This is a genomic window from Halolamina rubra, from assembly GCF_000739555.1.
In the GTDB taxonomy this organism is placed as follows: Archaea; Halobacteriota; Halobacteria; order Halobacteriales; family Haloferacaceae; genus Halolamina; species Halolamina rubra.
In genome coordinates this window covers 23,683-47,331 of record NZ_BBJN01000022.1, presented here as the reverse complement: position 1 = coordinate 47,331, position 23,649 = coordinate 23,683, and the positions used below count along the sequence as shown (strand labels likewise).

28 protein-coding genes and 1 pseudogene are annotated in these 23,649 nt (G+C 69.9%); 18 read left to right on the top strand and 11 right to left on the bottom strand.

The features are described from left to right. On the bottom strand, positions 1-442 hold a 442-nt coding region (locus tag ACP95_RS06595; protein WP_202593789.1), incomplete at its 3' end, for a CoA-binding protein. Positions 443-568: 126 nt separating this feature from the next. Between ACP95_RS06595 and ACP95_RS06590 the strand changes: the two genes are divergently transcribed. Continuing rightward, positions 569-925, top strand: a complete 357-nt coding sequence (locus tag ACP95_RS06590) for a hypothetical protein (RefSeq protein ID WP_049980446.1) — start codon at positions 569-571, stop codon at positions 923-925. A gap of 85 nt (positions 926-1,010) precedes the next feature. Further along, positions 1,011-3,149, top strand: a complete 2,139-nt coding sequence (locus tag ACP95_RS06585) for a DUF7527 domain-containing protein (RefSeq protein ID WP_049980445.1) — start codon at positions 1,011-1,013, stop codon at positions 3,147-3,149. A gap of 13 nt (positions 3,150-3,162) precedes the next feature. Here ACP95_RS06585 and ACP95_RS06580 read toward each other — a convergent pair whose 3' ends face one another. After that, on the bottom strand, positions 3,163-3,468 hold the full coding sequence (locus tag ACP95_RS06580) for a hypothetical protein (protein ID WP_049980444.1): 306 nt from the start codon (positions 3,466-3,468) through the stop codon (positions 3,163-3,165). Positions 3,469-3,663: 195 nt separating this feature from the next. Here ACP95_RS06580 and ACP95_RS06575 point away from each other — a divergent pair, with 195 nt between their 5' ends. From ACP95_RS06575 to ACP95_RS06560, 4 genes are all read left to right on the top strand, one after another. After that, positions 3,664-4,986 carry an adenylosuccinate synthase gene (locus ACP95_RS06575; RefSeq protein ID WP_049980443.1) on the top strand — a complete coding sequence of 441 codons (1,323 nt, stop codon included), beginning with the start codon at positions 3,664-3,666 and terminating at the stop codon, positions 4,984-4,986. 78 nt (positions 4,987-5,064) lie between these two features. After that, positions 5,065-6,633 carry a uracil-xanthine permease family protein gene (locus ACP95_RS06570; protein WP_082224607.1) on the top strand — a complete coding sequence of 523 codons (1,569 nt, stop codon included), beginning with the start codon at positions 5,065-5,067 and terminating at the stop codon, positions 6,631-6,633. Between the two features lie 49 nt (positions 6,634-6,682). Continuing rightward, complete coding sequence (locus ACP95_RS06565) at positions 6,683-6,871, top strand: methytransferase partner Trm112 (RefSeq protein ID WP_049980442.1); 189 nt, start codon at positions 6,683-6,685, stop codon at positions 6,869-6,871. 37 nt (positions 6,872-6,908) lie between these two features. Beyond that, positions 6,909-7,253, top strand: coding sequence for a BsuPI-related putative proteinase inhibitor (locus ACP95_RS06560; protein ID WP_049980441.1), 345 nt, complete (start codon positions 6,909-6,911; stop codon positions 7,251-7,253). An 18-nt stretch (positions 7,254-7,271) separates the two neighbouring features. Here ACP95_RS06560 and ACP95_RS06555 read toward each other — a convergent pair whose 3' ends face one another. Next, positions 7,272-8,210 (bottom strand): NAD-dependent epimerase/dehydratase family protein, encoded by a 939-nt coding sequence (locus ACP95_RS06555; protein ID WP_049980440.1) that lies wholly within the window; start codon positions 8,208-8,210, stop codon positions 7,272-7,274. Positions 8,211-8,302: 92 nt separating this feature from the next. Here ACP95_RS06555 and ACP95_RS06550 point away from each other — a divergent pair, with 92 nt between their 5' ends. The 5 genes from ACP95_RS06550 (at position 8,303) to ACP95_RS06530 (ending at position 11,782) form a co-directional block, all read left to right on the top strand. Further along, complete coding sequence (locus ACP95_RS06550; RefSeq protein ID WP_049980439.1) at positions 8,303-8,887, top strand: tRNA (cytidine(56)-2'-O)-methyltransferase; 585 nt, start codon at positions 8,303-8,305, stop codon at positions 8,885-8,887. Positions 8,888-9,266: 379 nt separating this feature from the next. Beyond that, positions 9,267-9,788 (top strand): transcription factor E, encoded by a 522-nt coding sequence (gene tfe / locus ACP95_RS06545; protein ID WP_049980438.1) that lies wholly within the window; start codon positions 9,267-9,269, stop codon positions 9,786-9,788. Continuing rightward, the gene (locus ACP95_RS06540) at positions 9,788-10,480 is read left to right on the top strand and encodes a DUF2110 family protein (RefSeq protein WP_049980437.1); all 693 of its coding nucleotides are present in this window, start codon (positions 9,788-9,790) and stop codon (positions 10,478-10,480) included. The genes tfe and ACP95_RS06540 overlap by 1 nt, the downstream gene beginning before the upstream one ends. Before the next feature lie 2 nt (positions 10,481-10,482). Further along, complete coding sequence (locus ACP95_RS06535; protein WP_049980436.1) at positions 10,483-11,262, top strand: DUF5803 family protein; 780 nt, start codon at positions 10,483-10,485, stop codon at positions 11,260-11,262. 76 nt (positions 11,263-11,338) lie between these two features. Continuing rightward, positions 11,339-11,782: a DUF5796 family protein gene (locus ACP95_RS06530; RefSeq protein WP_049980435.1), complete on the top strand. Its 444-nt coding sequence runs from the start codon at positions 11,339-11,341 to the stop codon at positions 11,780-11,782. A 30-nt stretch (positions 11,783-11,812) separates the two neighbouring features. On the opposite strand, the gene ACP95_RS16450 is transcribed toward ACP95_RS06530, so the two are convergent. Continuing rightward, a complete protein-coding gene (locus ACP95_RS16450) occupies positions 11,813-11,947 on the bottom strand; it encodes a DUF7128 family protein (protein WP_049980434.1) in 135 nt (44 codons plus the stop codon). Positions 11,948-12,110: 163 nt separating this feature from the next. Between ACP95_RS16450 and hisF the strand changes: the two genes are divergently transcribed. Beyond that, complete coding sequence (gene hisF, locus ACP95_RS06520) at positions 12,111-12,926, top strand: imidazole glycerol phosphate synthase subunit HisF (RefSeq protein WP_049980433.1); 816 nt, start codon at positions 12,111-12,113, stop codon at positions 12,924-12,926. 81 nt (positions 12,927-13,007) lie between these two features. Here hisF and ACP95_RS06515 read toward each other — a convergent pair whose 3' ends face one another. Further along, the gene (locus ACP95_RS06515; RefSeq protein ID WP_049980432.1) at positions 13,008-13,295 is read right to left on the bottom strand and encodes a DNA-directed RNA polymerase subunit L; all 288 of its coding nucleotides are present in this window, start codon (positions 13,293-13,295) and stop codon (positions 13,008-13,010) included. 132 nt (positions 13,296-13,427) lie between these two features. Between ACP95_RS06515 and ACP95_RS06510 the strand changes: the two genes are divergently transcribed. The 3 genes and pseudogenes from ACP95_RS06510 (at position 13,428) to ACP95_RS06500 (ending at position 15,438) form a co-directional block, all read left to right on the top strand. Beyond that, a complete protein-coding gene (locus ACP95_RS06510; protein ID WP_049980431.1) occupies positions 13,428-14,207 on the top strand; it encodes a GHMP family kinase ATP-binding protein in 780 nt (259 codons plus the stop codon). Between the two features lie 57 nt (positions 14,208-14,264). Further along, a pseudogene (locus tag ACP95_RS06505) lies at positions 14,265-15,151 on the top strand (shikimate kinase). Further along, the gene (locus ACP95_RS06500) at positions 15,148-15,438 is read left to right on the top strand and encodes a chorismate mutase (protein WP_049980430.1); all 291 of its coding nucleotides are present in this window, start codon (positions 15,148-15,150) and stop codon (positions 15,436-15,438) included. The pseudogene ACP95_RS06505 and the gene ACP95_RS06500 overlap by 4 nt, the downstream one beginning before the upstream one ends. A gap of 36 nt (positions 15,439-15,474) precedes the next feature. On the opposite strand, the gene ACP95_RS06495 is transcribed toward ACP95_RS06500, so the two are convergent. The 3 genes from ACP95_RS06495 to ACP95_RS06485 form a co-directional block, all read right to left on the bottom strand. Next, positions 15,475-15,798 carry a DsrE family protein gene (locus ACP95_RS06495; RefSeq protein WP_049980429.1) on the bottom strand — a complete coding sequence of 108 codons (324 nt, stop codon included), beginning with the start codon at positions 15,796-15,798 and terminating at the stop codon, positions 15,475-15,477. A 118-nt stretch (positions 15,799-15,916) separates the two neighbouring features. Continuing rightward, positions 15,917-16,432, bottom strand: a complete 516-nt coding sequence (locus ACP95_RS06490; protein ID WP_049980428.1) for a DUF5815 family protein — start codon at positions 16,430-16,432, stop codon at positions 15,917-15,919. Between the two features lie 45 nt (positions 16,433-16,477). Continuing rightward, positions 16,478-16,783, bottom strand: coding sequence for a hypothetical protein (locus tag ACP95_RS06485; RefSeq protein ID WP_049980427.1), 306 nt, complete (start codon positions 16,781-16,783; stop codon positions 16,478-16,480). Here ACP95_RS06485 and ACP95_RS06480 point away from each other — a divergent pair. Then, positions 16,724-18,697 carry a DUF255 domain-containing protein gene (locus ACP95_RS06480; protein WP_272913167.1) on the top strand — a complete coding sequence of 658 codons (1,974 nt, stop codon included), beginning with the start codon at positions 16,724-16,726 and terminating at the stop codon, positions 18,695-18,697. The two genes, ACP95_RS06485 and ACP95_RS06480, sit on opposite strands and share 60 nt — an antisense overlap. Before the next feature lie 74 nt (positions 18,698-18,771). Then, positions 18,772-19,581, top strand: coding sequence for a TrmB family transcriptional regulator (locus ACP95_RS06475; RefSeq protein ID WP_049980425.1), 810 nt, complete (start codon positions 18,772-18,774; stop codon positions 19,579-19,581). Here the strand turns inward: ACP95_RS06475 and mptA are convergent, their stop codons facing one another. From mptA to ACP95_RS06460, 3 genes are all read right to left on the bottom strand, one after another. Continuing rightward, positions 19,582-20,505, bottom strand: coding sequence for a GTP cyclohydrolase MptA (mptA, locus tag ACP95_RS06470; RefSeq protein ID WP_049980424.1), 924 nt, complete (start codon positions 20,503-20,505; stop codon positions 19,582-19,584). Between the two features lie 417 nt (positions 20,506-20,922). Further along, on the bottom strand, positions 20,923-21,342 hold the full coding sequence (locus tag ACP95_RS06465; RefSeq protein ID WP_049980423.1) for a DUF7124 domain-containing protein: 420 nt from the start codon (positions 21,340-21,342) through the stop codon (positions 20,923-20,925). A gap of 93 nt (positions 21,343-21,435) precedes the next feature. Further along, positions 21,436-22,680, bottom strand: a complete 1,245-nt coding sequence (locus ACP95_RS06460) for an NAD(P)/FAD-dependent oxidoreductase (RefSeq protein WP_049980422.1) — start codon at positions 22,678-22,680, stop codon at positions 21,436-21,438. Between the two features lie 119 nt (positions 22,681-22,799). On the opposite strand from ACP95_RS06460, the gene ACP95_RS06455 reads away from it, so the two are divergent. After that, positions 22,800-23,351 carry a DUF6149 family protein gene (locus ACP95_RS06455; protein WP_049980421.1) on the top strand — a complete coding sequence of 184 codons (552 nt, stop codon included), beginning with the start codon at positions 22,800-22,802 and terminating at the stop codon, positions 23,349-23,351. The last annotated feature ends 298 nt before the right edge of the window (positions 23,352-23,649 follow it).

Below are 23,649 nucleotides of genomic sequence, written 5' to 3'. Positions count from 1 at the left end.
AGGTGAGCGTCGCGCCCGCGGCGGCCATCACGCCGATGCAGTTCGGGCCGACGACGTGGATCCCCGCCTCGTCGGCGGCCGCGGCGAGGTCGGCTTCGAGCGCGGCGCCCTCCTCGTCGGCCTCGGAGAACCCCGCCGTCACGACCAGCGCGGTCGGCACGCCGCGCTCGCCGGCCGCGCGGACCACGTCGACGACGTACTCGCGGGGGACGCTGACGACCACGAGGTCGACGGTCTCGGGCACGTCGTCGATGCCGTCGTAGCAGTGGCGACCCCAGACCTCCTCGCGGCCGGGGTTGACGGGGTAGAGCTCCCCGGCGAAGCCGTAGTCGAGCAGGTTGTCGATCAGGTTGCCGGCGTAGAACGAGTCCGGGCTCGCACCGACGACGGCGACGGAATCGGGGTCGAACAGGGGTCCGAGCTCCGGCGGATCTGGTAACACGTCACGAGGTTCGTCACAGCCTCACAAAAGCGATTGGGTACCGCAAATTTGCGGGGGCGTGTCCCCCGAACCGATGGGCCGCGGCGAGTGGGTGGATTGATGTACGCTCCGCCGCTGGCTCGGAGTGTGAGCGAGCGCTCGAGCACGCTGTTCGGCGACGGGAGCTACCTCCGGCCGATCCGGCGCGGCCGTGCCGCCGACGCCGCGGCCGCGCTGGCGTGGATCGGCGGCGCCGCCGCGACGGCGGTCCACCCCGCGGGGCTCGCAGTCGCCGGCGTCCTGCTCGGGCTCGTCGCCAGCTCCGTCGAGCGCGCGGTCGCCGCGGGCGCGAGCTTCGGCATCAGCGTCGCCGCCGCCGGCGTGCTCTGGCTGGCCGTCACCGGAGCGTCGCCGCCGACGGCGGGGTTCACCGCCGTCGAGGCGCTCGGACTGGCGCTGCTCGGGCCGCCGACGGTCGCTGCGGTCGTCCGCGTGCTCGGCTGACCGACGAACCCGTCAGACGCCTGTCTCGTGGCCGGGGAGTGCTCCACAAAGTATTTTGAGGGCACCGGGCGAGTAAACTTCCAAGATGAAGAGTGAAACGGTCGAGCGGGTGACCGAGTGGGACTCGGAGCCGTTCTCCGGCGGGCACGCGGGGCTGCGTGAGTTCGCCGATCGGGAGTTCACGGGCGCCGTGACCGACGGCGGCGCGTGGCTGTTCATGCTCAACGGTCGCGTGCTCGGCGTGTTCGACGGCGGGATGGATCGGTTCGCCGACGCCGACGGCACCGCGTACGTCGCGCCGGACCGGTCGCTCCCGCTGCTGTTCGCGATGCAGGAGACCGGCGGGGAGGTCCGCGGGGAGTACTACACGGAGGAGACGCCGCTGTCGGAGGTCGACCGCACGCTGCAGTCGGGCAACTTCACCGGCTACGTCGAGCTCTCGGAGAACGTGCTCTCGGGGGATTACTACCTCGCGTACTACGGCGGGCGGCGGATGCCCGTCGCGTTCGTCGGCAACCAGGAGCGCCGGCTCACCGGCGACGAGGCGTACGAGCGCGCGGCCGACGAGGTCGGAATCTACCGCGTCAAGACGGTCGACATCGACATCGTCGACGTGCCCGATTCGGCCGGGGCGGGCGGCTCGGTCGCCGCCGGCGGCGCCGGCGCGGTCGACGACGAGCCGGCGTCGAGCGAGCCGGCGGCCGCGTCGGCCGCCGACGAACGCGATCCCGCGGAGGAGTTCGCGACGGCGCCGCCGACCGACAGCGAGCCGTCGGCGGCCGGGAGCGAGGAGCCGGCGGCGTCCGAAAGCGAGGTGGCGACGCCCAGCGAGCCGGCGGAGTCGTCGCCCGCCGAGGCGTCGGCGGAGCCCGAGAGCCGGGAGCCGGCCACTGACTCCGAGCCGACCGACGGCGCCGACGCGGCGTCGACGGGGGCCACCGAGACGGCGTCCGCCGGGCGGGAGCGGTCCGCGACGGAGGCCGCCGAGGCGGCGATGGCCAACGGCGAGGACGCGTCGACGGCGGCGGCGAGCGAACCCGCCGGGGCGTCGGCGGGGTCCGATTCGGCTGGTCGCTTCGAGGGCGAGTCCGAGTGGCGCGAGACGACGACGATCCCCGCGCTCGACCCCGAGGAGTCGGTCTCGATGGCGGAGGCGAGCGAGTCGGCCGAGCCGCCGGCCGAGGAGCGCGCGGCCGAGACCGCGAGCGCGTCCGAACCCGCCGGCGCCGCCGGGAGCGCGACGGGCGCCACCAGCGAGGAGCTGTCGGCGCTGCGCGAGGAGCGCGACCGACTGCAGGAGCGCGTCGAGGAGCTGGAGGCCGAGACCGACCGGCTCGCCGAGGAGCGCGACCGGCTCGAGCGCGAGCGAGACGACGCGGTGGCGACCGCCGACGAGCTCGAGGAAGAGGTGGCGGAGCTCCGATCGACCGTCGACGAGCTGGAGGACGACCTCCGCGTCGCCGAGACCGAGCTCGAGGCCGCCCAGGAGTACATGCCCGAGGGCGACCGCGAGATGTCGCCCGAGGAGGCGATGGCCGGGACGAGCCTGTTCGTCCGCTACGAGCGCAAGGGCGGCCCCACGCTGGAGGACGCCCACAACGGCGACGCCGACCGCGAGGCGGTCAACGACAACCTCCGGCTGGAGCACCACACCGAGTTCGACGCCGACGGCGTCGTCGTCGACGGCGAGCCGTACGACGAGTGGCTCCGGGGCACCGTCGAGTACGGGTTCGTCGAGTGGCTGACGCGGTCGCTGCTGCACGACGTGCGCGAGACGCGCAACCAGACCGCGATGGGGAAGCTGTTCGGCGGCATCCCCGAGATCGACCGGATCGAGTTCCGGGGCGGCGTCGACCTCGGCGAGGCGGCCGAGGAGGAGAGCGCCGACTTCGACGTCGTCATCCGGGACCGGATGGGCCAACCGCTGATCGTCACCGACCTGAACAGCTCACGCGAGCCAGCGACCGAGCCGATGCTCGAGTCGCTGCTCCGGAACGCGACGCCCGTCGGCGAGACGAACGAGGGGCTCGCGGCGGCGTTTTTCGTCACGTCGAGCTACTACGAGCCGGGGGCGCTGGAGACCGCCGAGGAGGCGACCGGCGGCGGGTTCCTGGGCCGCGGCAAGCGCAAGAGCTTCGTGAAGCTCTCCCGGAAGGACGGCTACCACCTGAGTCTGGTGGAGACCCGCGACGGCGAGTTCCACGTCAGCGTGCCGGAACTGTAGTCCGCAGTAGAAGTTAGTTCTCGGCTTCCGGCGCCGAGTCGATCCGCATGTCGCGCAGCTTGTCGACGGTGTCGTCGAGCTTCTCGTCGAGGTCCTCGACGAACTCTGCGGTGTGGTCGGTGGTGATCGCACCCTGGCTCGAAGGCTCGATCAGGTTCTCCTCCTCGAGCACTCGCAGCGAGTAGCGTACCTTGTGGTGGGGGTAGCCCGTCTCGTTCGACATCTTCACGATGCCGATCGGTTCGTTCTCGATGACCATCCGGAGGACCTGGAGGTGTCGCTCGAGCATATCCACCTCTTTCTCAAGTCGATCTATCATGCTGTATGTTAACTTCTCTTGGGAGAGGTTAAAACTTCCCCTCGCCGCCGGCGTGTTACTGAGTGAGTAAGCTACACACGGCCGGTAGTTAACCGTTCTGGCGCCGGCAGCGCGCCGGAACCGCCGTCGCGGTCGGGTCCGGGCCGGGATGGCCGCATCGTAATCGGTTTAGCCGGCGCTACAGAATCGCCGCGTATGACCGTCACAATCGTCGGGGCGCAACTCGGCGACGAAGGCAAAGGCGCACTCGTCGACCGCTGGGGCGAGGAAGCCGACACTGTCGTGCGGTATCAGGGCGGAGACAACGCCGGCCACACCGTCGTCGAGGGGGGCGAGGAGTACAAGCTCTCGCTGGTCCCGAGCGGCTGTGTCCGCGGGAAGACCGGGGTGCTGGGCAACGGCTGCGTCGTCAACCCCCGGACGCTGTTCGACGAGATCGAGACGCTCCGGGAGAAGGGGCTCGACCCCGACGTGCGCGTGGCCAAGCGCGCACACGTGATCCTGCCGTACCACCGCGTGTTCGACAGCATCGAGGAGGCCGACAAGGAGGACTCCGACATGAAGGTCGGCACCACCGGCCGCGGCATCGGCCCCACCTACGAGGACAAGGCCGGCCGCCGCGGCGTCCGCGTCGGCGACCTGCTCGACACGGACGTGCTCCGCAGCCGCCTCGAGTACACCGTCGCGAACAAGCGCGACATCGCCGAGGAGGTGTACGGCATCGACGCCGGCGTCGAGTTCGACGTCGACGAGCTGGTCGCGGAGTTCGCCGAGTACGGCCGGCGCCTCCGGGAGAACGACATGCTCGTCGAAGCCGGCGACTTCCTCTACGAGCAGCACGAGTCGGGCGGGAACCTGCTGTTCGAGGGCGCCCAGGGGACGAGCATCGACATCGACCACGGCAACTACCCGAACGTCACCTCCTCGAACCCGACCGCCGGCGGCGCCGCCGTCGGCTCCGGCGTCGGCCCCGGCGTCGTCGGCGCCGGCGAGATCGTCGGCATCGTGAAGGCGTACCTCTCCCGCGTGGGCGAGGGGCCGCTCCCGACGGAGATGGAGGACGGCGAGGCCGATCTCGCCGACGAGATCCGCGAGAAGGGCGGCGAGTTCGGCACCGTCACCGGCCGCCCGCGCCGGATCGGCTGGCTCGACGTGCCGATGCTTCGTCACGCCGCGCGGCGCTCCTCGTTCACCGGGCTGGCGGTGAACCACGTCGACGTGCTCGCCGGGCTGGACGAACTGAAGGTATGCCACAGCTACGAGCTCGACGGTGAGACCCGGGAGACGGTCCCGGCGACGACCGAGGAGTGGGCTCGCTGTGAGCCGAACTTCCGGGCGTTCGAGACCTGGAGCGAGCAGGACTGGAGCGCCGTCGCCGAGGAGGGGTACGACGCGCTCCCCGCCGCGTGTCGCGACTACCTCGAGTATCTCGAAGGCGAACTCGGCGCGCCGGTGTACGCCGTCGGCGTCGGCCCCGACCGCGACCAGACGGTCGAGCGACACACCCCCTGGGAGTAGGCTCGCGACCGGCGGCTCCTCGGACGCGGATGTGGGGCGTATTTAGGGGAGAACGAGCACGGTTCGGGTAGACAGTCGATGACCGGAGCGTCCAACCCGGAGACACCGCCGGCGGGGACGGCGGGCGAACCCGGATCCGAATCGGTCGAACAGTCGAGCGACGTCGAGTACGGCGTCGACGAGCGCCCGCCGACCGTCGAGTCGGCGCTGCTGGGGCTCCAGCACTACCTCACGATGGTGGGCGCGAACATCGCCGTCCCCCTCGCGCTCGCGACCGCGATGGGGATGCCTTCTGAGGTCCAGCCGCTGTACATCGGGACGTTCTTCGTCGTCTCCGGGGTAGGGACGCTGCTCCAGACGGTCGTCGGGAACCGCTACCCGATCGTCCAGGGGGCGACGTTCTCGATGCTCGCGCCCGCGCTGGCGATCATCGGCTTCGTCGGCACGGGCAACTGGGAGCAGGCGATCCTCGCGCTGCAGGGCGCGATCATCGTCGGCGGGGTCGTCGAGATCGTGTTCGGCTACCTCGGCGTGATGGGCTGGCTCAAGCAGTACCTCTCGCCCGTGGTCATCGCGCCGACGATCGCGCTGATCGGGCTCTCGCTGTTCAGCGCGCCCCAGGTCGCCGCCGCCCAGCAGGCCTGGTGGCTGCTCGGGCTGACGGTGCTCCTGATCGTCGGCTTCAGCCAGTACGTCGACACCGCCCACCGCGTGTTCCGGCTCTACCCCGTCCTGCTCGGGATCGCCGCCGCGTGGCTCCTCGCGACCGCGCTCTCGGTGCTCGGGATCGTCCCGTCGGGCTCGCCCGCGTTCGTCGACCTCTCGGTCGTCGCGGAGGCGAGCCTGATCCAGGTGCCGATGCCGCTGCAGTGGGGGATGCCGACGTTCCGGACCTCCTTCATCATCGGCATGTTCGCGGGCGTCGTGGCGTCGATGATCGAGTCGTTCGGCGACTACCACGCCGTCGCCCGCCTCGCCGGCGAGCGCGCGCCCTCCGCCCGCCGCATCAACCACGGGATCGGCACCGAGGGCGCCGCGACGCTGTTCGCGGGGATCATGGGCACCGGGAACGGCTCGACCTCCTACTCCGAGAACATCGGCGCCATCGGCCTCACCGGCGTCGCCTCGCGGTTCGTGATCCAGGTCGGCGCCGTGTTGATGCTGATCGCGGGGTTCGTCGGCTACTTCGGCGCGCTGATCACCACCATCCCGAACCCCATCGTCGGCGGGCTCTACGTCGCGATGTTCGGGCAGATCGCCGCGGTCGGGCTCTCGAACCTGAAACACGTCGACCTCGACTCCTCGCGCAACGCCTTCATCGTCGGCATCTCGCTGTTCCTCGGGCTCGCGATGCCGGCGTACATGGGCAACGTCGGCAGCGCCGCCGCGTTCGCGGAGGGCGTGGCGGCGACGCCAGTCGTCGGCCCGGTGCTGACCGCGTCGGTGCTGCCCGACGCGACGCTGCAGATCGTCGCCGACACGATCTACGTCGTCGGCGGCACGGGGATGGCCGTCGGCGGGATCGTCGCGTTCGTGCTCGACAACACGATCCGCGGCACCCGTATCGAGCGCGGCCTCGACGAGTGGGACGCGCTCACCGAGGCCTCGGGCGCGTTCAGCTCCGCCTACGAGCGCTACCTGAAGTAGGCTCGCGGAACCCGCAGCCTTTTGCCCCGCCCGACCCCAGTTGTGGCGCATGAAGGAGTCGCTGATGGAGATCGTCTGCTGCCCGATGGACAAACACGAGCTCGAACTCGACGCCGAGGAGCGCGACGACGGCGAGATCATCTCGGGGACGCTGACCTGTACGGACTGCGGCGAGTCCTACCCCATCGAGGACGGGATCCCGAACCTGCTGCCGCCGGACATGCGCGACGAGGCGTAGCGGGAAGCTTTTTCACCGCGTCGGCGGATCTCCCGACGTGCTCGAACCCTCCCTCGAGAGCCGGCGACGCGACGGCGCGCTCGCGTTCGAACTCACTGTCGAGAACGCGGGCGACGAGCCCGTCGAGCTATCGTTCGCGGACGCCCAACGGCTCCGCGTCTCGGTGTACCCCGCGGGCGCCGACGACGAGACGGCGCCGATCTGGCGCTCCGACGCCGACCAGATGTTCGCGCAGGTGGTGGGCTCGGAGACCGTGCCGGCGGGCGGGAGCCGCACGTTCGACGCCGCCTGGAGCGACCCCGACCCCGGCGAGTACTTCGTCGTCGCCGAACTGACGTGTCGCGAGCGGGAGCTCCGCGCCGAGGAGACGGTGCTGGTCTGAGGCTGCACCGCAGCCGCGTTAGCTGAGTTCGTCGTACAGCTGCTCGGTCGCCCGCCTGACCGCCGCGTCGCTGTCCTCGGGCACGTCGTGGCCCAGCTCCGCGAGCTTGCTCGTGTCCAGCCGCATCTTCGGCACGTCGCCGGTCCAGCCGCGGTCGCCGCCGGTGAACTCGTACTCGGGGGCCAGCCCCATCACGTCGGCGACGATGTCGGCGATGTCGACGACGGAGGTGGTCGTCTTCGAGCCGAGGTTGTACACGTTGTACGCGTCGTCGGCGCGCTCGACCACGTCGCGGATCGCCGCGGCGCAGTCGGCGACGTGGAGGTAGGACTTCTCCTGCTTCCCGTCGCCGAGGATGGTGAGCGTCTCGGGGTCGTCCTGCAGCTTCTGGATGAAGTCCGGGATCACGTTGCCGCGCTGGCGCGGGCCGACGATGTTCGCGAAGCGGAACACCCACGACTGGATCCCGTAGGAGTGGGCGAACGTCGAGACGACGCCCTCGTCGGAGAGCTTCGAGGCGCCGTAGATGCTGATCGGTTCGAGCGGGGCGTACTCCTCCGGCGTCGGCCGTGGGGCCTCGCCGTACACCGTCGAGGAGGAGGTGAAGGCGAGCGCGTCGCAGCCGACCTCGCGCATGCGCTCGAGGACGTTGTACGTCATCTCGGTGTTCTCCTCGAACACGCGGCGCTCCTCCGCCGGGTCGTCGACGCGGACGTCGGTGTGGGCCGCGAAGTGGAACACCACGTCGGTCTCCTCGGTGATCACGTCGGCCACGTCGTCCGGGTCGAGCACGTCCGCTCGCTCGAACGCGACGCCGTCGGGCACCGCCTCGCGATCGCCCTTCGAGAGGTCGTCGACGGCCAGCACGTCGTTCCCGTCGGCGAGCGTCCCCGCGAGGTGGGAGCCGACCAGTCCCGCGCCGCCGGTGACGACCACGTTCTTGCCGCTGAGGTCCATGTCGGCGACTGTTCGGGTTCGGGGAAGTGCGTTCCGGAACGCGGCGGCCGGAAACCGAAAGCGCCACCCTTCGCCACCCGTTCTCCGGAGGTATGCAGGGAGCGCCGGAGTGCTGCGTGCTGCGGTTCGGCCACCGGCCGGGCCGGGACGACCGCATGACGACCCACGTCGGGCTCACCGCCCGCGCGCTGGGGGCCGACCGCGTGGTGTTCCCGGACAACGCCGGCCAGTCCGCGGAGACGGTGCGGGACATCACCGCGCGCTTCGGCGGCCCGTTCGAAGTGGAGCTCCGCGAGGACCAGCGCGCGATCATCCGGAACTGGGAAGGGACGGTCGTCCACCTCACGATGTACGGCGAGGAGGTCCAGACCGTCGAAGCGGAGATCCGCGAGGTCTACGCCGACGAGCCGATCCTGATCGTCGTCGGCGGCGAGAAGGTGCCGTTCGAGGTGTACGAGAACGCTGACTGGAACGTCGGCGTCACCAACCAGCCCCACTCCGAGGTCGCCGGCCTCGCCGTCTTCCTCGACCGCCTGTTCGACGGCGACGAACTCGACCGCGAGTGGGCGGGCGGCGAGCAGCGCGTGGTCCCGATGGAGACCGGGAAGCGCGTGGTCGATCCGGAGGACGTGGACGCGGACGGGACCGTCGACGACGGCGCGATCGACGACGAGTGAGTTCGCGGGCGGCGACACCCACGGGGACAGTTCTGCAGTGGCGCGAAGCGCTCGCGCCGCCGTGCGCGAGGCGAGCGCGAGGGATGAGCGACTGAGCGGAAGCGAAGGAGCGAGTCGGCTGGGGAGGTTCGTGGGCTGTGCTGTCGGGCGGGACTGAAAGGGGGTGCCTGCTCGACGAACCCCGGCGACGCAAGGACCACAGGCGAGCAGCGCGAGCCGAGGACCGCAGCGAGCCGCGGGAGTCGAGCGGGGAGGGGCTTTCACGGTGGTGCTGATTCGGGCAGCAACGACAAGTCCGACCACAGAGCGACCCGAACCTCCAGCGCAGTACACCTGTAACCCACAACGTTGAAGCGGTTCCCCCTTTTACGTCACCGCAATGGCTTTTGAGGAACTCTTGGAGGACCCGGTGATTCAGAAGTACCTCCACGACCTGGTCGGTCCGACGGGGATGCCCGTCGCCGCCGCCCCGCCGGACGGCGAAGTGACCGACGAGGAACTGGCCGAGGAACTCGGCCTCGAACTCAACGACGTCCGCCGCGCGCTGTTCATCCTCTACGAGAACGACCTGGCGGCGTACCGCCGGGTCCGCGACGAGGACTCGGGCTGGCTCACCTACCTCTGGACGTTCCACTACGAGAACATCCCGGAGAACTTAGAGGAGGAGATGCACCGGCTCGCGGACGCGCTGGAGCAGCGCCTGGAGTACGAGAGCGAACACCAGTTCTACCTGTGTGAGAGCTGCTCGCTGCGCTTCGAGTTCGAGGAAGCGATGGAGTTCGGCTTCGAGTGCCCCGAGTGCGGCACCCAGCTCGAGGCGATGGAGAACACCCGCATGGTCGAGGCCATGGAGTGGCGACTCGACCAGCTCCGCGACGAACTCAACCTCGAGGCCGCCTGATGGTCGTCCTCGCAACCAAGTGCTACGTCGAGGGCGACGCCCGCGAGCGCGCGCTCGACAGCCTCGACTCGCTGGTCGCCAACGACCTCGCCGAGCTCGACGTGGAGTGGACCATCGGCGTCCTCGACGACGAGTTCGTCTCGGTCACCGTCGAGGGCGACGACGAGACGGTCGCCCGCAACCTGCTCCGGGAGCGCTGGGGCGAGATCACCGACCACTTCGAGGACGGCGAGACGTACGTCGGCACGCTGCAGTACTGGGACGACGAGGGCTGGACTCTCGACGCCGGCCAACCGATCGAGATCTCGCGCGACCAGCTCGGCCTCGGCCCCGGCGACCCCTCGCAGATCCGTGACCGCTTCGGCGTCGTCCAGCACACGCCGCTGCAGTTCGTGTACGACGCCGACGGCGACCACCGGCTCGCCGACGAGAGCCGGGACACCCTGTACGACTGGGGCCGGAGCGACGACGACGGCGCCGACTCGGGCGGCCGGCTCAACGTCAACTCCGCGACCCGCGGCGAGGTGCGCGCGACGCTCAACCGCGCGGGCCACGCACGTGACGTGATCACCGTCGAGCGACTCGGCCTGCTCGAACAGAGCGTCGTCTGTGCGGAGGGCACCGACCCGCCCGGACTGCTCGCCAGCGTCGGCGAGTACCTCCCGGCCGAACTGAAGGCCGTCGTCCCGTAAGGATGAACCGTCGACACCTCGCGCTGCTGGCGCTGGTCGGCATGCTCGCGCTGAGCGGCTGCCTCGGCGGCGGCCCGACCAGCGCCGACCGGCTCGACGAGGCGCCGGCCCAGCCATACGACTGGGACGCCGAGGGCGACGTGCACGTCACGGTCACGAGCGACGTCACCTACCGCGCGGTGTACGACGTGTCGGCGGTCAACGACAGCATCAGGCTCTCCCGACCCGGCTTCCTCGGCACCGACGAGCCGCTCACGATCAGTTCGCTGCGCTACCGCTACCCCAACGGCACCGTCGTCAACGGCTCCGCGTTCGGCGACCACGGCGGCGACGTGCGCACCCAGAACAACCACCTCGTGATCGAACCGCCGGGCGAGGACGGCCGGCTCGCCTACTCCGGCGAGAGCACGCCGAAGCAGTTCACCCACCCCGTCGCCGTCGAGGGCGGCAACTACGTCGTCGTCCTCCCGGAGAACCGCGAGGCGTCGGTGCCGCTGTTCGGCCGGATCGTCCCCGCGCCCGACTCGAAGACGGTCGTCGACGGCCGCCTCACGATCGAGTGGACCGAGATCACCAGGGAGAGCCTCTCGGTGCGGTTCTACCTCCCGCGTGACGTGCAGCTGTTCGCCGGGCTCCTGGCGGGGCTCGTCGGCGTCGCGATCGTCGGCGTCGGCTACTACCGGCGGAAGATCGGCGAGCTCCGGGAGCGCCGCGAGGAGATGGGGCTGGACGTGGACATCGACCACGACGACGACGATGGGCCGCCGCCGGGGATGCGCTGAGTCCGCCCCCCGGCGATCCGTCGCGGTCGCAGTCACGTGACGCGGCTCTTTTGCGCCCCCGGCCGCAACGGCGGGTATGTCCAACCGGAACGACGTAGCCCCCGGCACCGTCGGCGTCGAGCTCCGCGAGGAGGGCGTCGTCGTCGAGTACCAGGACGGCCGCGACACGCTCTACCGCGGGGTTCCGAGCGCCGAGGAGGAGTCGGTCCGGACCGGCCCGGGGAAGGAGTGTCACCTGCTCGTCACCGATCCGACCGAGAGCGAGGGGGTGATGCTGTACATCAACGACCTGAAAACCGAAGACGAGATCCTCGAGGACACCGGCGTCGGCCGGGTGATGCTCGACCCCGGCGAGGCGGAGGAGGTGTTCCCGGGCGTGATCGCTCGGCACGCCGAAGGCCGGCGCATCGAGGTCGAGGCCGACCCCGAGGAGGCCCGCGGCCGGGTGTTCGTGTTCGTCGAGGACGACTGGGGCGAGCAGAGCTTCGAGATCGTGGGCGCCGACGAGGCCGAAGAGTAGCGTTACGGGACGGGACCAGTCGGCCCCTGCCTACTGCAGGTAGTCGGGTTCGTCGCCGGCGCAGTTCTCCTCGTGCTGGCTGGCGTCGCTCTCCTCGTCGAACAGCAGGCCGCAGTGCTCACACTGGTACCACGTCATCCCGTCTCGCTCCGTGGCGTCGACCATGTGCTGACGTGGGGTCGGACACCGTAAATCGCTTCCGGCGACTGTCACGCCGGCGTCGACGGGGCCGGAGTCGGCGCGGTCGCTCCTTCCGTAACGTGCAAATGGGTGGCCCGCCCAGCGAGCGTATGCGCGGAGCGCCCACCGATTCCGCCCAGCCCACACAATGACGCTCACCAAACGGGTCATCCCCTGCATCGACGTGGACGTAGACGAGAACGGCGAACCGGCGGTGTACACCGGCGTCAACTTCGAGGACCTCGAGTACACCGGCGACCCGGTGGAGATGGCCAAACGCTACAACGAGGCCGGCGCCGACGAGTTCGTGTTCCTCGACATCACCGCGAGCGCGGAGGGTCGCGAGACGATGCTCGACACCGTCTCGGCAGTCGCCGACGAGGTGTTCATCCCGCTGACCGTCGGCGGCGGCATCCGCACCACCGACGACATCAAGGAGACCCTCCGCGCCGGCGCGGACAAGGTCAGCATCAACTCCGGCGCCATCGAGAACCCCGACCTGATCGACCGCGGGGCCGAGGCGTTCGGCTCGCAGTGTATCGTCATCTCGCTCGACGCCCGCCGGCGCTACGACGAACAGGGCGAACACTACGAGCGTATCGACGGCGAGTCCTGCTGGTTCGAGTGCACCGTCAAGGGCGGCCGCGAGGGGACCGGCATCGACGCCGTCGAGTGGTCCGAGGAGGCCGAGTCCCGCGGCGCGGGCGAGCTGTTCGTCAACTCGATCGACAAGGACGGCACGAAGGACGGCTACGACATCCCGCTGACCTCCGCGGTGTGTGACGCCGTCTCGACGCCGGTGATCGCCTCCTCGGGCTGTGGCTCGCCCGCGGACATGTACGAGGTGTTCACCGAGGCCGACGCCGACGCCGGGCTCGCGGCGTCGATCTTCCACTACGAGGAGTACACGATCCAGGAGGTCAAACAGTACCTCGCCGAGCGCGGGATCCCCGTCCGGATCTGACGAGAGCCGCGTCGCTCACGGATCGAAGCGTCGGTACGAAACCTCTCTCGGACGCGTCGAGCGCTGGGAGCGAGAACGAAGCTAGGCGGACGCCGACTCGAACGCGTCACGGAGCGCGTCGGTCTTCTGACGCACGTCGCCGGCGGCGTCCTCGAGCACGTCCAGCGGGTCGGCGTCGCCCTCGGTCGTGATCGAGAGGATCGGTTCGGTCTGTCCCCCCGACTGCTCGGGGTTCACGTCGTAGGTCGCGGCGGCCACGTCGTCGTTCTCCAGCAGCGTCCCCTTCAGGACGTTCATGAACGTGTGCCCCTCGCCGGCGACCTCGATGCGGAGTTCCTCCTCGGTTTTCTCGATGACCCGCAGTTCCATGGCTATCGCTTGTCGGGGTCCGCGTTTGAGTGTTTCGGGACCGAGACGCCGTCGTGCGGGGGTCCTGCCCCGATGCGGCGCCGACGGGCCGGAACCACACGACTCAACTACGGCGCTTCCCTCTCCCGAAGCATGGACGCGTTTGCCCCGGCCAGCGTGACGGCCGTGTTCGCGCCCGCGGCGTCCGAATCCGGCTCCCGCGGCGCGAGCGTGGCGCTCGAGGACGGCGTGACCGTCTCGGTCGACGCCGCCGCGGAGACGACCGTCGCCGTCGACGGCGAGCCCGCCGCGTTCGAGCCGGTGAGCCGCGTGCTGGACCGACTCGGCGTCACAGCCAGCGTCGACGTGCGGCCGGAGGTCCCCTTGGGCGCCGGCTTCGGCGCCAGCGGCGCCGCGACGCTCGCGACGGCGCTGGCCGCGAACGAACGCTTCGACCTCGGCCGCTCCCGCGAGCAGCTCCTCGACGACAGCCACGAGGCGGAGGTCGCCGCCGGCACCGGGCTGGGCGACGTGTTCGTCCAGGAGGCCGGGGGGTTGGTGTACAACGTCGGCGACGGACGCCAGCGCGTCGCGACCGACGAGCCGGTGGAGTACGCCTCCTACGGCGGGCTCTCGACCGCCGACGCGCTCGCCGACGAGGAGCTGATGGCCCGGGTCCGCACGGAGGGCGGGGCGGTGCTCGACGCTCTCCCCTCGTCCCCGACGCCCCGGGGGGTGATCGAGCGCTCCTGGCCGTTCGCCCGCGCGCTCGACCTCCCGACCGAGCGCGTCGTCGACGACGTGGCCCGCGTCGAGGACGCCGGCGGCACGGCGACGATGGCGATGCTCGGCGAGACGGTCGTCGGCGTCGGCGCCGAGGGCGTGCTCCCCAACCGGACGCGGATCTCGACTGCCGGCGCCAGGCTGCTGTAACGCGGGTCGGGTAGCCGCGACCACCAAGTTCATGACGGCGACCCCCCGCCACTACCCATGGACGGCCACGCCGCCGCCCCCGGGGCGGGGACGGTGCTCAACGCGCTCGCCACCGGCCGCGGGTCGGCGTTCGCACTCGACTTCGAGACCAGCGCGCACGTCGAGCTCGACGGCTCGGGCGAGGTGGTCGGCGAGATCGCCGGCCAGCCCGACGCCGACACCGAACTGATCGAGCGCTGTGTCGCCCGCACCGTTGAGCGCTGGGGCGACGATCCGGCCGCGACCGCCGACGCTCCCGACCCGGCGGCGGTCGGCGGCACGGTCCGGACCGAGAGCGAGGTGCCGACCGCCGCGGGGCTGAAGAGTCCTCCGCGGCCGCGAACGCGACCGTGCTGGCGACCGTCGACGCGCTCGGCCTCGCGGGCATCGTCGACCTCGAGGACGCCTGCCGGGTCGGCGTGGGGGCGGCGAGGGAGGCCGGCGTCACCGTCACCGGCGCGTTCGACGACGCCAGCGCGTCGATGCTCGGCGGGCTCACCGTCACCGACAACACCGAGGACGAGCTGCTCGCCCGCGAGGAGGTGGACTGGGACGCACTCGTCTGGACGCCGCCCGAGCGCGCCTACTCCGCGGACGCCGACGCCGAGCGCTGCGAGCTGGTGGCGCCGATGGCCCGTCTCGTGGAGGAGCTCGCGCTCGACGGCGAGTACGCCCGGGCGATGACCGTCAACGGGCTCGCGTTCTCGGCGGCGCTCGGCTTCTCGGCCGACCCGGCCGTCGAGGCGATGCCCCACGCCGCGGGCGTCTCGCTCTCGGGGACGGGGCCGAGCGTCGTCGCCGTCGGCGACGCCGACGGGCTGGAACGCGTCGAGGCGCTGTGGCGCGAGCGCCCGGGGGAGACGCTGCGGACGGCCACTCGATCGACCGGAGGACGATACCTATGACCGACCGAACACCCGACGACATGACCCTGGAGGAACTGCGCGAGGAGATCCAGCAGATCGACCAGGAGCTGGTCGAACTCATCGCTCAACGCACCTACGTCGCCGACACCATCGCCGACGTGAAGGCCGAACAGGGGCTGCCGACGACCGACGAGGACCAGGAGCAGGCGGTGATGGACCGCGCCGGCGAGAACGCCGAGCGCTTCGACGTGGACTCGAACCTCGTGAAGGCGATCTTCCGGCTGCTGATAGAACTGAACAAGGTCGAGCAGCGGGAGAGCCGGTAGTCCGGCCGCCGGTCCGTGACGATCCGGCGCCGCCGGTCACCCGATCGTGAGCACCTTGTCGGCGTCCTCGACGACCCGTAAGCAGTCGTCCATCGTCGACCGTGGGCGGAGTTCGTCGGGCTCGATGTCCCGCGAGTCCAGACAGGTGCCACACGCCAGCAGCGTGCCGCCGTCGTTCGCGTACTTGCGCATCACCCCGTGGGGGTTGAACTTCTCGTGATCGAGGTCGGGCGCGTCGACGCCGTCGCCGAGGAGGAACGTCTCCACCGAGTGGCCCGACTCGAGCGCCGTGTTCGCGAGTCGAAACGCGTTCCACACCCGTTCCGGATCGTTCGTCTCCAGGATCAGTCCGAGCTGCATACGCGATCGTAGCCCGAGCGCGCGCAAAGCGATTGCGGCGATTCCCGCGGCGGAGGAACGCTTCCGGAGTGGGACGTTATCGAGCCACGGCGGGCACACGGCGCGACGAGGCGAGGAGTTAGGCGTACGGCTCGGGGTCGAGGTCGCGCTCGTCGCGGTACTGGTCGACGAACTCCGTCACGTCGAACTCGAGCATCTGCTCCTCGAACTCGGTCATCGCGCGGTCGCTCTCGGCGTGGGAGACCGCGTGCTCCATCATCTCGATCACCAGTTCCACGATCACCTCGTGGAGCCGGCGGGCGTCGAACCCCGAGATCCACACCATCGCGAACCCCACGTCACCCTCGTCGGTCGCGTCGGCGACGGCGATCTGTTCGGGGAACTCCTCCATCACCATCCCCATCAGGTGGGGGGTGCCGAAGTCCGGCATCTCCTCGCTCGTCGTCTCGACCACGTCGTCGAGGGTCTCCACCAGGAACTCGGGGAAGAAGCGCGTCGGCGGGTGCATATCCATCACGACGCCGTGGCGCTCCCCGCAGTCGCAGTCGAGTTCGCGCATCCCGAGGTCGAGCGACGTGAGCGCGACCGTCTCCCCGCACGGTAGCTCCACCCGCTCGGCGCCTGCGTTCGACATGCTCGAGAGAGGGGGCTGGCGGGCTAAAAGGCCGCCGCTCCGTGGCTACTCCTCGTCCGTTTCCGCCGCTTCAGCCTCGTCGTCGTCCGACTCCTCCTCGTCTGGTTCCTCCGCCTCCACTTCCTCGTCCTCACCTTCTTCCTCATCCGCTTCTTCCTCGCCCTCCACCAACTCCTCCCACTCGTCGTGGGGTTCGAGCCCCTCGATCTCGAGTTCGACTTCGATCTCGATCCCGTCGGTCTCTAGTTCGGCCTCGACCTCGCGCTCGTCGCCCGCCTCGAGTTCCAGTTCGTGGCTGTCCACCTCGACTTCGATCTCCACGTCGACGTCGATGTTCGGGTCGTCGGACATACGCCACAGTTCGGTCCGAGTCGGCATAGTTCGTGCGGCCGGCGTGGCGTCGACGCCTCGTGTGGCTTCGACCTCCCTCACTTCGTTCGCCGTTCGACGCTCCGGGACTGGTTGCCGTCGCTCCGACTGGTCGCGACGTTTCCCGATCTCGACTCCTGCTCGCGGGTCACGTCGTTCCCCGCTCGCTTTCCGGGACTGTTTGCCGCTCAGTCGTTCCACTCCTTCGCGTTTCCCAGTCCCGCGTTCGACACGCTTTACCGCGAAACACACCCACGTTCACGCATGCAAGAGGAGACCCGCGTCGAGTGGCGCCAGTGGGGGGCGGACGCCTTCGACGAGGCTCGAGACCGCGGCGTTCCCGTACTGCTCTCGCTCTCGACGACGTGGTGTGTCGACTGCCATGAGATGGACGCGACCACCTACGCCGACCCGAACGTCGCGGCCAACGTCAACGACCGGTTCGTCCCGGTGCGCGTCGACGCCGACCGCCGACCGCGGGTGCGCGAGCGCTACGCTGCCGGCGGGTTCCCGTCGACCGTCTTCCTCACCCCGGAGGGGGAGCTGCTCTCGACGGCGACCGCGCTCGCGCCCGACGGGATGCGGCAGGTGCTGGACCGCGTCGCCGAGAACTACGCCGAGAAGGGCGACGACGCCGGCCGCGTCCCGCGCGCGCTCTCGGGAGACCTCCCGCCCGCGGGTGAGGTCGACGCCGCCATCGAGGAGCAGCTCGCCGGCCAGCTCGACGAGAAGTTCGACGAGCGCTTCGCCGGCTGGGGGCAGAACGCGAAGTTCCCACTGGCCCGTACCGTCGAGTTCGCGCTCAAACGCGAGCGCGACCAGGCCCTCCGGACCCTCGACGCGATCCGGGACCACCTCCACGACGAGGTTGCCGGGGGGTTCTTCCGCTACGCCGGCCGGCAGGACTGGGGCGACGTCCACCACGCGAAGCTGCTGGACACGAACGCGACCCTGCTACGGGCGTTCGCCCACGCCTACGTCTACACGGGCGAGGAGGCCTACCGCGAGCCCGCAGAGTCGACCGTCAAGTTCCTGACCGACGATCTCTGGGCCGGCGTCGCCGTCGGCGGCAGCGTCGGCCCGGGCGAGGGCGCGGAGTACTGGCGCAAGTCGGCGGAGGAGCGGGCGAACGATCGCTCGCCGCGCACCGACCTGACGGCGTACGCCGGCGGCAACGCGCTCGCGGCCGACGGGCTGCTCGCCTACCACGGCTACACCGACGACGAGCGGGCCCGCGAGTACGCCGACCGCGTGCTCGACTACCTCGAACGCGACCTGCTCGAGCACGGCTCCGTCGTCCACTTCCGGGAGCGCGGGCGGACCGGGCCGCGGGACGTGCTCTCGGACGTCGCCGCCGTCGTCGGCGCGTTCACCCGCGCGGAGCAGACGCTCGGCTACGGCGCCGACGTGGCAAGCACCGTCGCCGACCACGCGATCGAGACGCTCCACGAGGACGGCTCGTTCCGCGACGGGCCCGCCGAGGGCCCCGGCCTGCTCGACCGCCCGCTCCGACCGCTCGACGGCAACGCCGCGATGGCGAACGCGCTGGTCGACCTCGCGGCGCTGACCGGCGAGGAGTCGTACCGCGAGGTCGCCCGCGAGACCGTCGGCGCCTTCGCCGGCGCCTCCCACCGCGTCGGCGTGCAGGTCGCGGAGTACGGGACGGCCGCGAGCCGGCTCGTCCACGACCCCTTGACCGTCGCCGTCGCCGACGACCCCGGGAGCGACCTCCACCGCGCCGCGCTCCGGATCGCCGACCACGAGAAGGTGGTCGTCCCCGACGCCGACGAGTCGGTCGCGCCCGACCTCGACCGCGGCACGGCACGGGTTCTCGGCGTCGACGACCCCGCGAGCGACCCCGAGGCGCTGATGGAGCGTGTCGCCCGGCTGGAGTAGAGAAACTCGGCGAAACTGGAGCCACGGGTAAACGTCCGGTGAGTTTTTGAACGCACAGCGTGTGAGCGTGGAGCATGGCAAGCTTGCGCGATCTCGGGCTCTCCGAGTACGAGGCTCGGGCCTACCGGGCGCTGCTGGACGACTCCCCCAGCACGGCGAAGGACCTCTCACAGTCCAGCGACGTGCCCATGGGGCGGGTGTACGACGTGCTGAAGGATCTGGAACGCCGGGGGCTCGCCCGGAGCCAGGCTGCGAGCCGCCCCAAGAAGTACGTCGCCGTCGAGCCCGAGGCCGCGCTGGATCGCCTGCTCGAGGCCAAACGCGACGAGCTGGCCGAGCAGGAGTCACAGTACGAGGCGGCCGTCGACGAACTGGAGGGCGACCTCGAGGCCGGCGTCCCGACCGAGGAGGGGTTCTGGACCGCCGTCGTCGGCCCGGAGGAGAGCGCCGACCTCCTGCTGGAGCGGCTCGACACCGCCACCGAGCACGTGATCACCGTCGCCGGCGGCCCGACGCCGCAGTTCGACGTGGGCGAGTACGGCGGCGAGGTGACGGCGGCGCTCCAGCGCGCGCTCGACCGCGGCGCCGAGGTCGACGTGCTGCTCGGCCCCGAACTGATCGAGACGCTCCCGAACACGGTGTTGAAGCGCTACGAGAAGGAGCTGGCCGACCACGACGCCTTCGAGGTGCGCACGACCGAGCAGGTCAGCGGCTCGTTCCACCTGATCGACGGCGTCGAGGCGTGTATCGAGATCCCCAACCCGTTGACGCCGCGGGAGCCGTTCGCGATGCTCGACCTGAAAGATCGCGGGTTCACCGCCGACGTGCGGGAGACGTTCGACCCGCGGTGGGCGGACGCGACGCCGCTGACCGTCCCGGAGTAGTCAGGCCGCGAGCTCCTCGCGGAGCCGCTCCATCGCGACCTCGCGCTCGGCGACGGCGTCGTGCTGGTGGATCGACTCGTCGTTCTCCTGTTTCACGTAGATCACTGCCTCGTCGTCGAGGTCGGGGTAGGCGTCGACGACGCCCTCCGCCAGCGAGCGCACGCAGTCCTCGACGAACTTCGCGTTCGCGTGGGCCGCGTACGTCATGTGATCCTCGTCGGGACGCTTGGCCATGTTGTAGATCCGGGCGCTCATGCTGTCCCGCGCGATGTCGATCAGCTCCATCAGGTCGACCTCGGGCTCGGCGTCCTGCGTGACCGTCAGCGTCGCGTGGCCGCGCTGGGAGTGGCCGGGCTGGGGCACCTCGTCGAGGAACGCCTCGGCGGTCTCGTCGTCGACGCCGAGGTCCGCCAGCGTCTCGCGGGCGCGGGACTCGGACATCCCCTGCGAGCAGGGGCAGACGGTCATCCCGGTGACCCGGCAGCCGATCTCCTCCTCGGTCCCCTCGTCGGTGGCGGTCGCGGAGGCGACGATGTCGACGGTGCTCTGGGTGGGGCGGCCGCTGGCGGGCGTCTCCTCCTTGAGCATCCACTCCGCCTCCATCTGGACCTCGGCGGTCGTGGTGTACTCGTGTTTCGCCAGCAGGCGCTCGGCGGCGTCGCCACAGAGCGCCTCGACGCGGGCGGTCTCGCCGTCGACGGCGTCCTCGAGCACCTCGTCGATCACCTCCATGTTCCGGCTCATGTCGATCCCCTTGCGGCGGCTGGGGAGGTCGACGTAGACGGAGAACTCCGCGGTCAGCACGTACGGCCGGTCGTCGCCCTCGAGTTCGACGAGCTTCTCGACGCCCGTGACGCCGACCTGACTCAGCCCCACGGTCACGTCGGGCTCGTCGGCCTGCACGTCCGGAAGCTGGTGACTCATTACCACTACTCAGTTCCCCGGGGCGATTAGTGTTGTTGGAAGCGGCACGCGCGCTGGCGCACGCGCGGGCGTGAGTGACGGCGCTGGCGCGGGGGAGCGACACGGCGGTCGCTCCTGTTCGTTCGTGCAGTTAGCGGCTACGACACAGCCACGGCGTAGTTTCCGTGACGCCGACCGTCGTCGGCGTCGGTCGTGAGCCGTGGCTGGTTACGACACAGCCACGGCGTAGTCTCGACGGAGCGACACGGAGGTCGCTCCTGTTCGTTTGCCGTGCGTGGTTACGACACAGCCACGGCGTAGTCTCGACGGAGCGACACGGCGGTCGCTCCTGTTCGTGCAGTTAGTGGCTACGGCACAGCCACGGCGTAGTCTCCGCGACGCCGACCGTCGTCGGCGTCGGTCGTGAGCCGTGGCTGGCTAGGGCCAATCGTCGCGCTGCTCCCCCTCCTCGAAGTGATCGGTGTCGTCGCCGTCCTCCGCGAGCTCCCAGCCTGCAGCCTCCGCGGCGTCGTCGAGGGGGAGGTACTCCCAGCCGGTCGCCTCGGCCTGCTCGCGGTGCTCCTCGCCGGTCCCGACGAACACGTGGCGCTCGGTGTCGAACTGGCGTTTCACGTTCTCCAGGCTCTCCTCGACGCCGCGGGGGCCCGAGAAGAAGTCCTGTCGGATGCGCTCCTTTCGCGTGAAGTTGGTGACGACGTAGGTGGGCTTGTCGCTCACCACGCCGACGTAGCTCGTCCACCCGCGGGCGTCGTTGAACACCGCGTTCGGGTCGGCGAGCGACTTCAGCGCGTCCAGTTCGAACGCGAGCGTCATGTCGGAGGAGCCGCCGGAGTCCATACCCGCACTGGGGGCGGTCGCCGCAAAACGACTTCGGTGTCGTCGGCGTCGACTGGCTGCGGGTTCGAGCTGAGAAAACGTCGGTTGCGGCCGTCAGTCGTCGGCGACGGGAGCTTCCAGATCGTCGACGCTGAACGATTTCTCGACCAGCTTCTCCTTCTCGTCGCCGACGTGGGTGCCCTCACGCATCAGCTGCTTGTACGCCGACTGGGGCGCGAGGTCGCCGATCAGGACGCCGCCGACGATGCGGCCGTCCTTCAGCGCCAGGCGGCGCCACTCCGTGTCGGAGTACTTGGCCTCGACGCTGTCGTCGCCCATCGTCGGGTGGCCGAACGAGAGGAACGGGAAGTCGAAGTGGGTGATCGAGTACGAGGAGACCCAGCGGAACTCGTCGTCGCCGTAGTCGAGCATGTTCTTGGCGGCGCACTCGCCCTGGGCCTTCGCCGAGCCCCACGCACCGTTCTGGGCCTGGTCGCCCAGGATCAGGTCGTTGAACTTCGTGCAGTCGCCCGCGGCGTACACGTTCTCGAGGTTCGTCCGCATGTGCTCGTCGACGACGATACCGTCGGCGTCGTACTCCAGTCCCGTGCCGCGGAGGATCTCGGTGTTGATGTCCAGCCCGATCGCGACCCCGACGAAGTCGGCGTCGTACTCCTCGCCGTCGGGGTCGACCGCGGACTCGACGCGGCCGTCGTCGTCGACCTCGAAGTGGTCGACGCCGGAGTCGAACACGGGGGTGACGCCCCGCTCGCGGAGCGCGTTGTGGATGATCTCGGCGCCGTCCTCGCTGAGCGCGTAACGCCACCAGGCGTTACCGCGCATCAGGTAGTTGGCGTCGACGTCCTGGGCGCCACAGATGGCCGCGAAGTCGATGCCCAGCAGCCCCGCGCCGACGATGACGCCGGTGTCGGCCGCCTCGACGTCGGCCTTGATCTTGCGGGCGTCCTCGAACGTCCAGAAGTGGTGGATCCCCTCGGCGTCGGAGTTGTCGACCGGGAGCTGAGCGGGCGTCCCGCCGGTGGCGAGCAGGAGCTTGTCGTACTCGTACGTGTCGCCCTGGTGGCTCGTGACGACCTGGCCGTCGGTGTCGATGTCGACGACGAGCGTGTTGAGCTGGAGGTCGATCTCCCGCTCGGCGTACCACTCCTCGTCGTGAATGGAGATGGGGGCCTCGGGGAGCTTCCCCTTCGCGAACTCCTTGATCAGAATACGGTTGTAGAGAGCTTCCCCCTCGTCGGTGATGACCGTGATGTCGGCGTCGGGATCGTTCTCCCGTAACGTCTCCGCCGCCGAACTCCCGGCGACCCCATCGCCGATGATCACGAACGATTCGCTCATGGCCTGCAGTTTGGCAGTGGGGGTTAATGTGGGTTACCATACGGCTTTCGGTAGGGGAACCGTACCCACATCTCGCACTCTCGGTGGGTTGAAGGCCGTCGCCGCGCTACTGCCGGTCGATGAAGCTCCGCCAGAACGTTCGCCACTTCGCGGCGAAGCAGGCGCTCACGATGCCGGTCGTCGGGGAGATGATGAACGACAAACTGGTCGATCTCCACGTCGGCGTGTTCGGCGACCGCGCCGAGGACGGCCACCGCGAGGAGCGGGAGCCACACATGGAGGCCTTTTTCGACTGCACGATGGCGACGTACATCGCCGCGCTCTCGGCCGGCTACCCGGAGGCCGAGGCCCGCGAGATCACCCACCTGCAGGCGAACTTCGACTTCTACAACCACGGCTGGACGGAGATGATGGAGTTCCCGGTCGACGAGGTCGAGGAGCATTACGACCGCTACGCCGACTTCTTCGAGAGCCACGAGATCACCATCGACGACCCGCTCGGGGAGTTCCGCGACCGGGAGATCCCCGAGGCGCCGTCGACGCCGGCGAAGCTCGACGACCCCGACCACCCCCACGCCGCGGAGGGGTTCGCCGACGACGTGTACGTCGAGACCGAGGACGGCGTCGTCGCCGGCGACCGCAGCGACGAGATCCAGGAGTCGACTGGGTAGCGGCGATACGTTTGTTGGGCGTTCGGTCGGTGGCTCGCCGAGGTAGTGTTCGGTTGGATTGTTCTGCCCACGAACGGGACCGCGGAGTTTGACGGTTCTACCGGGAACGTCACCGCGGAGTGTGCTCGACCTGTTGTACCGCCTACCGCACCGCGCCGCGGCCACAGCCTCCCCAGCCGGTTCGCTCCCCTACGGTCGCTCACCCCTCGTTCTGGGTCGTCCACGGAGGGACTCGCGTGTCGCGCCGACAGCCGCGGTGCGGTCACAATACGCCAACGACCGAGATGCTGTCGCTGTC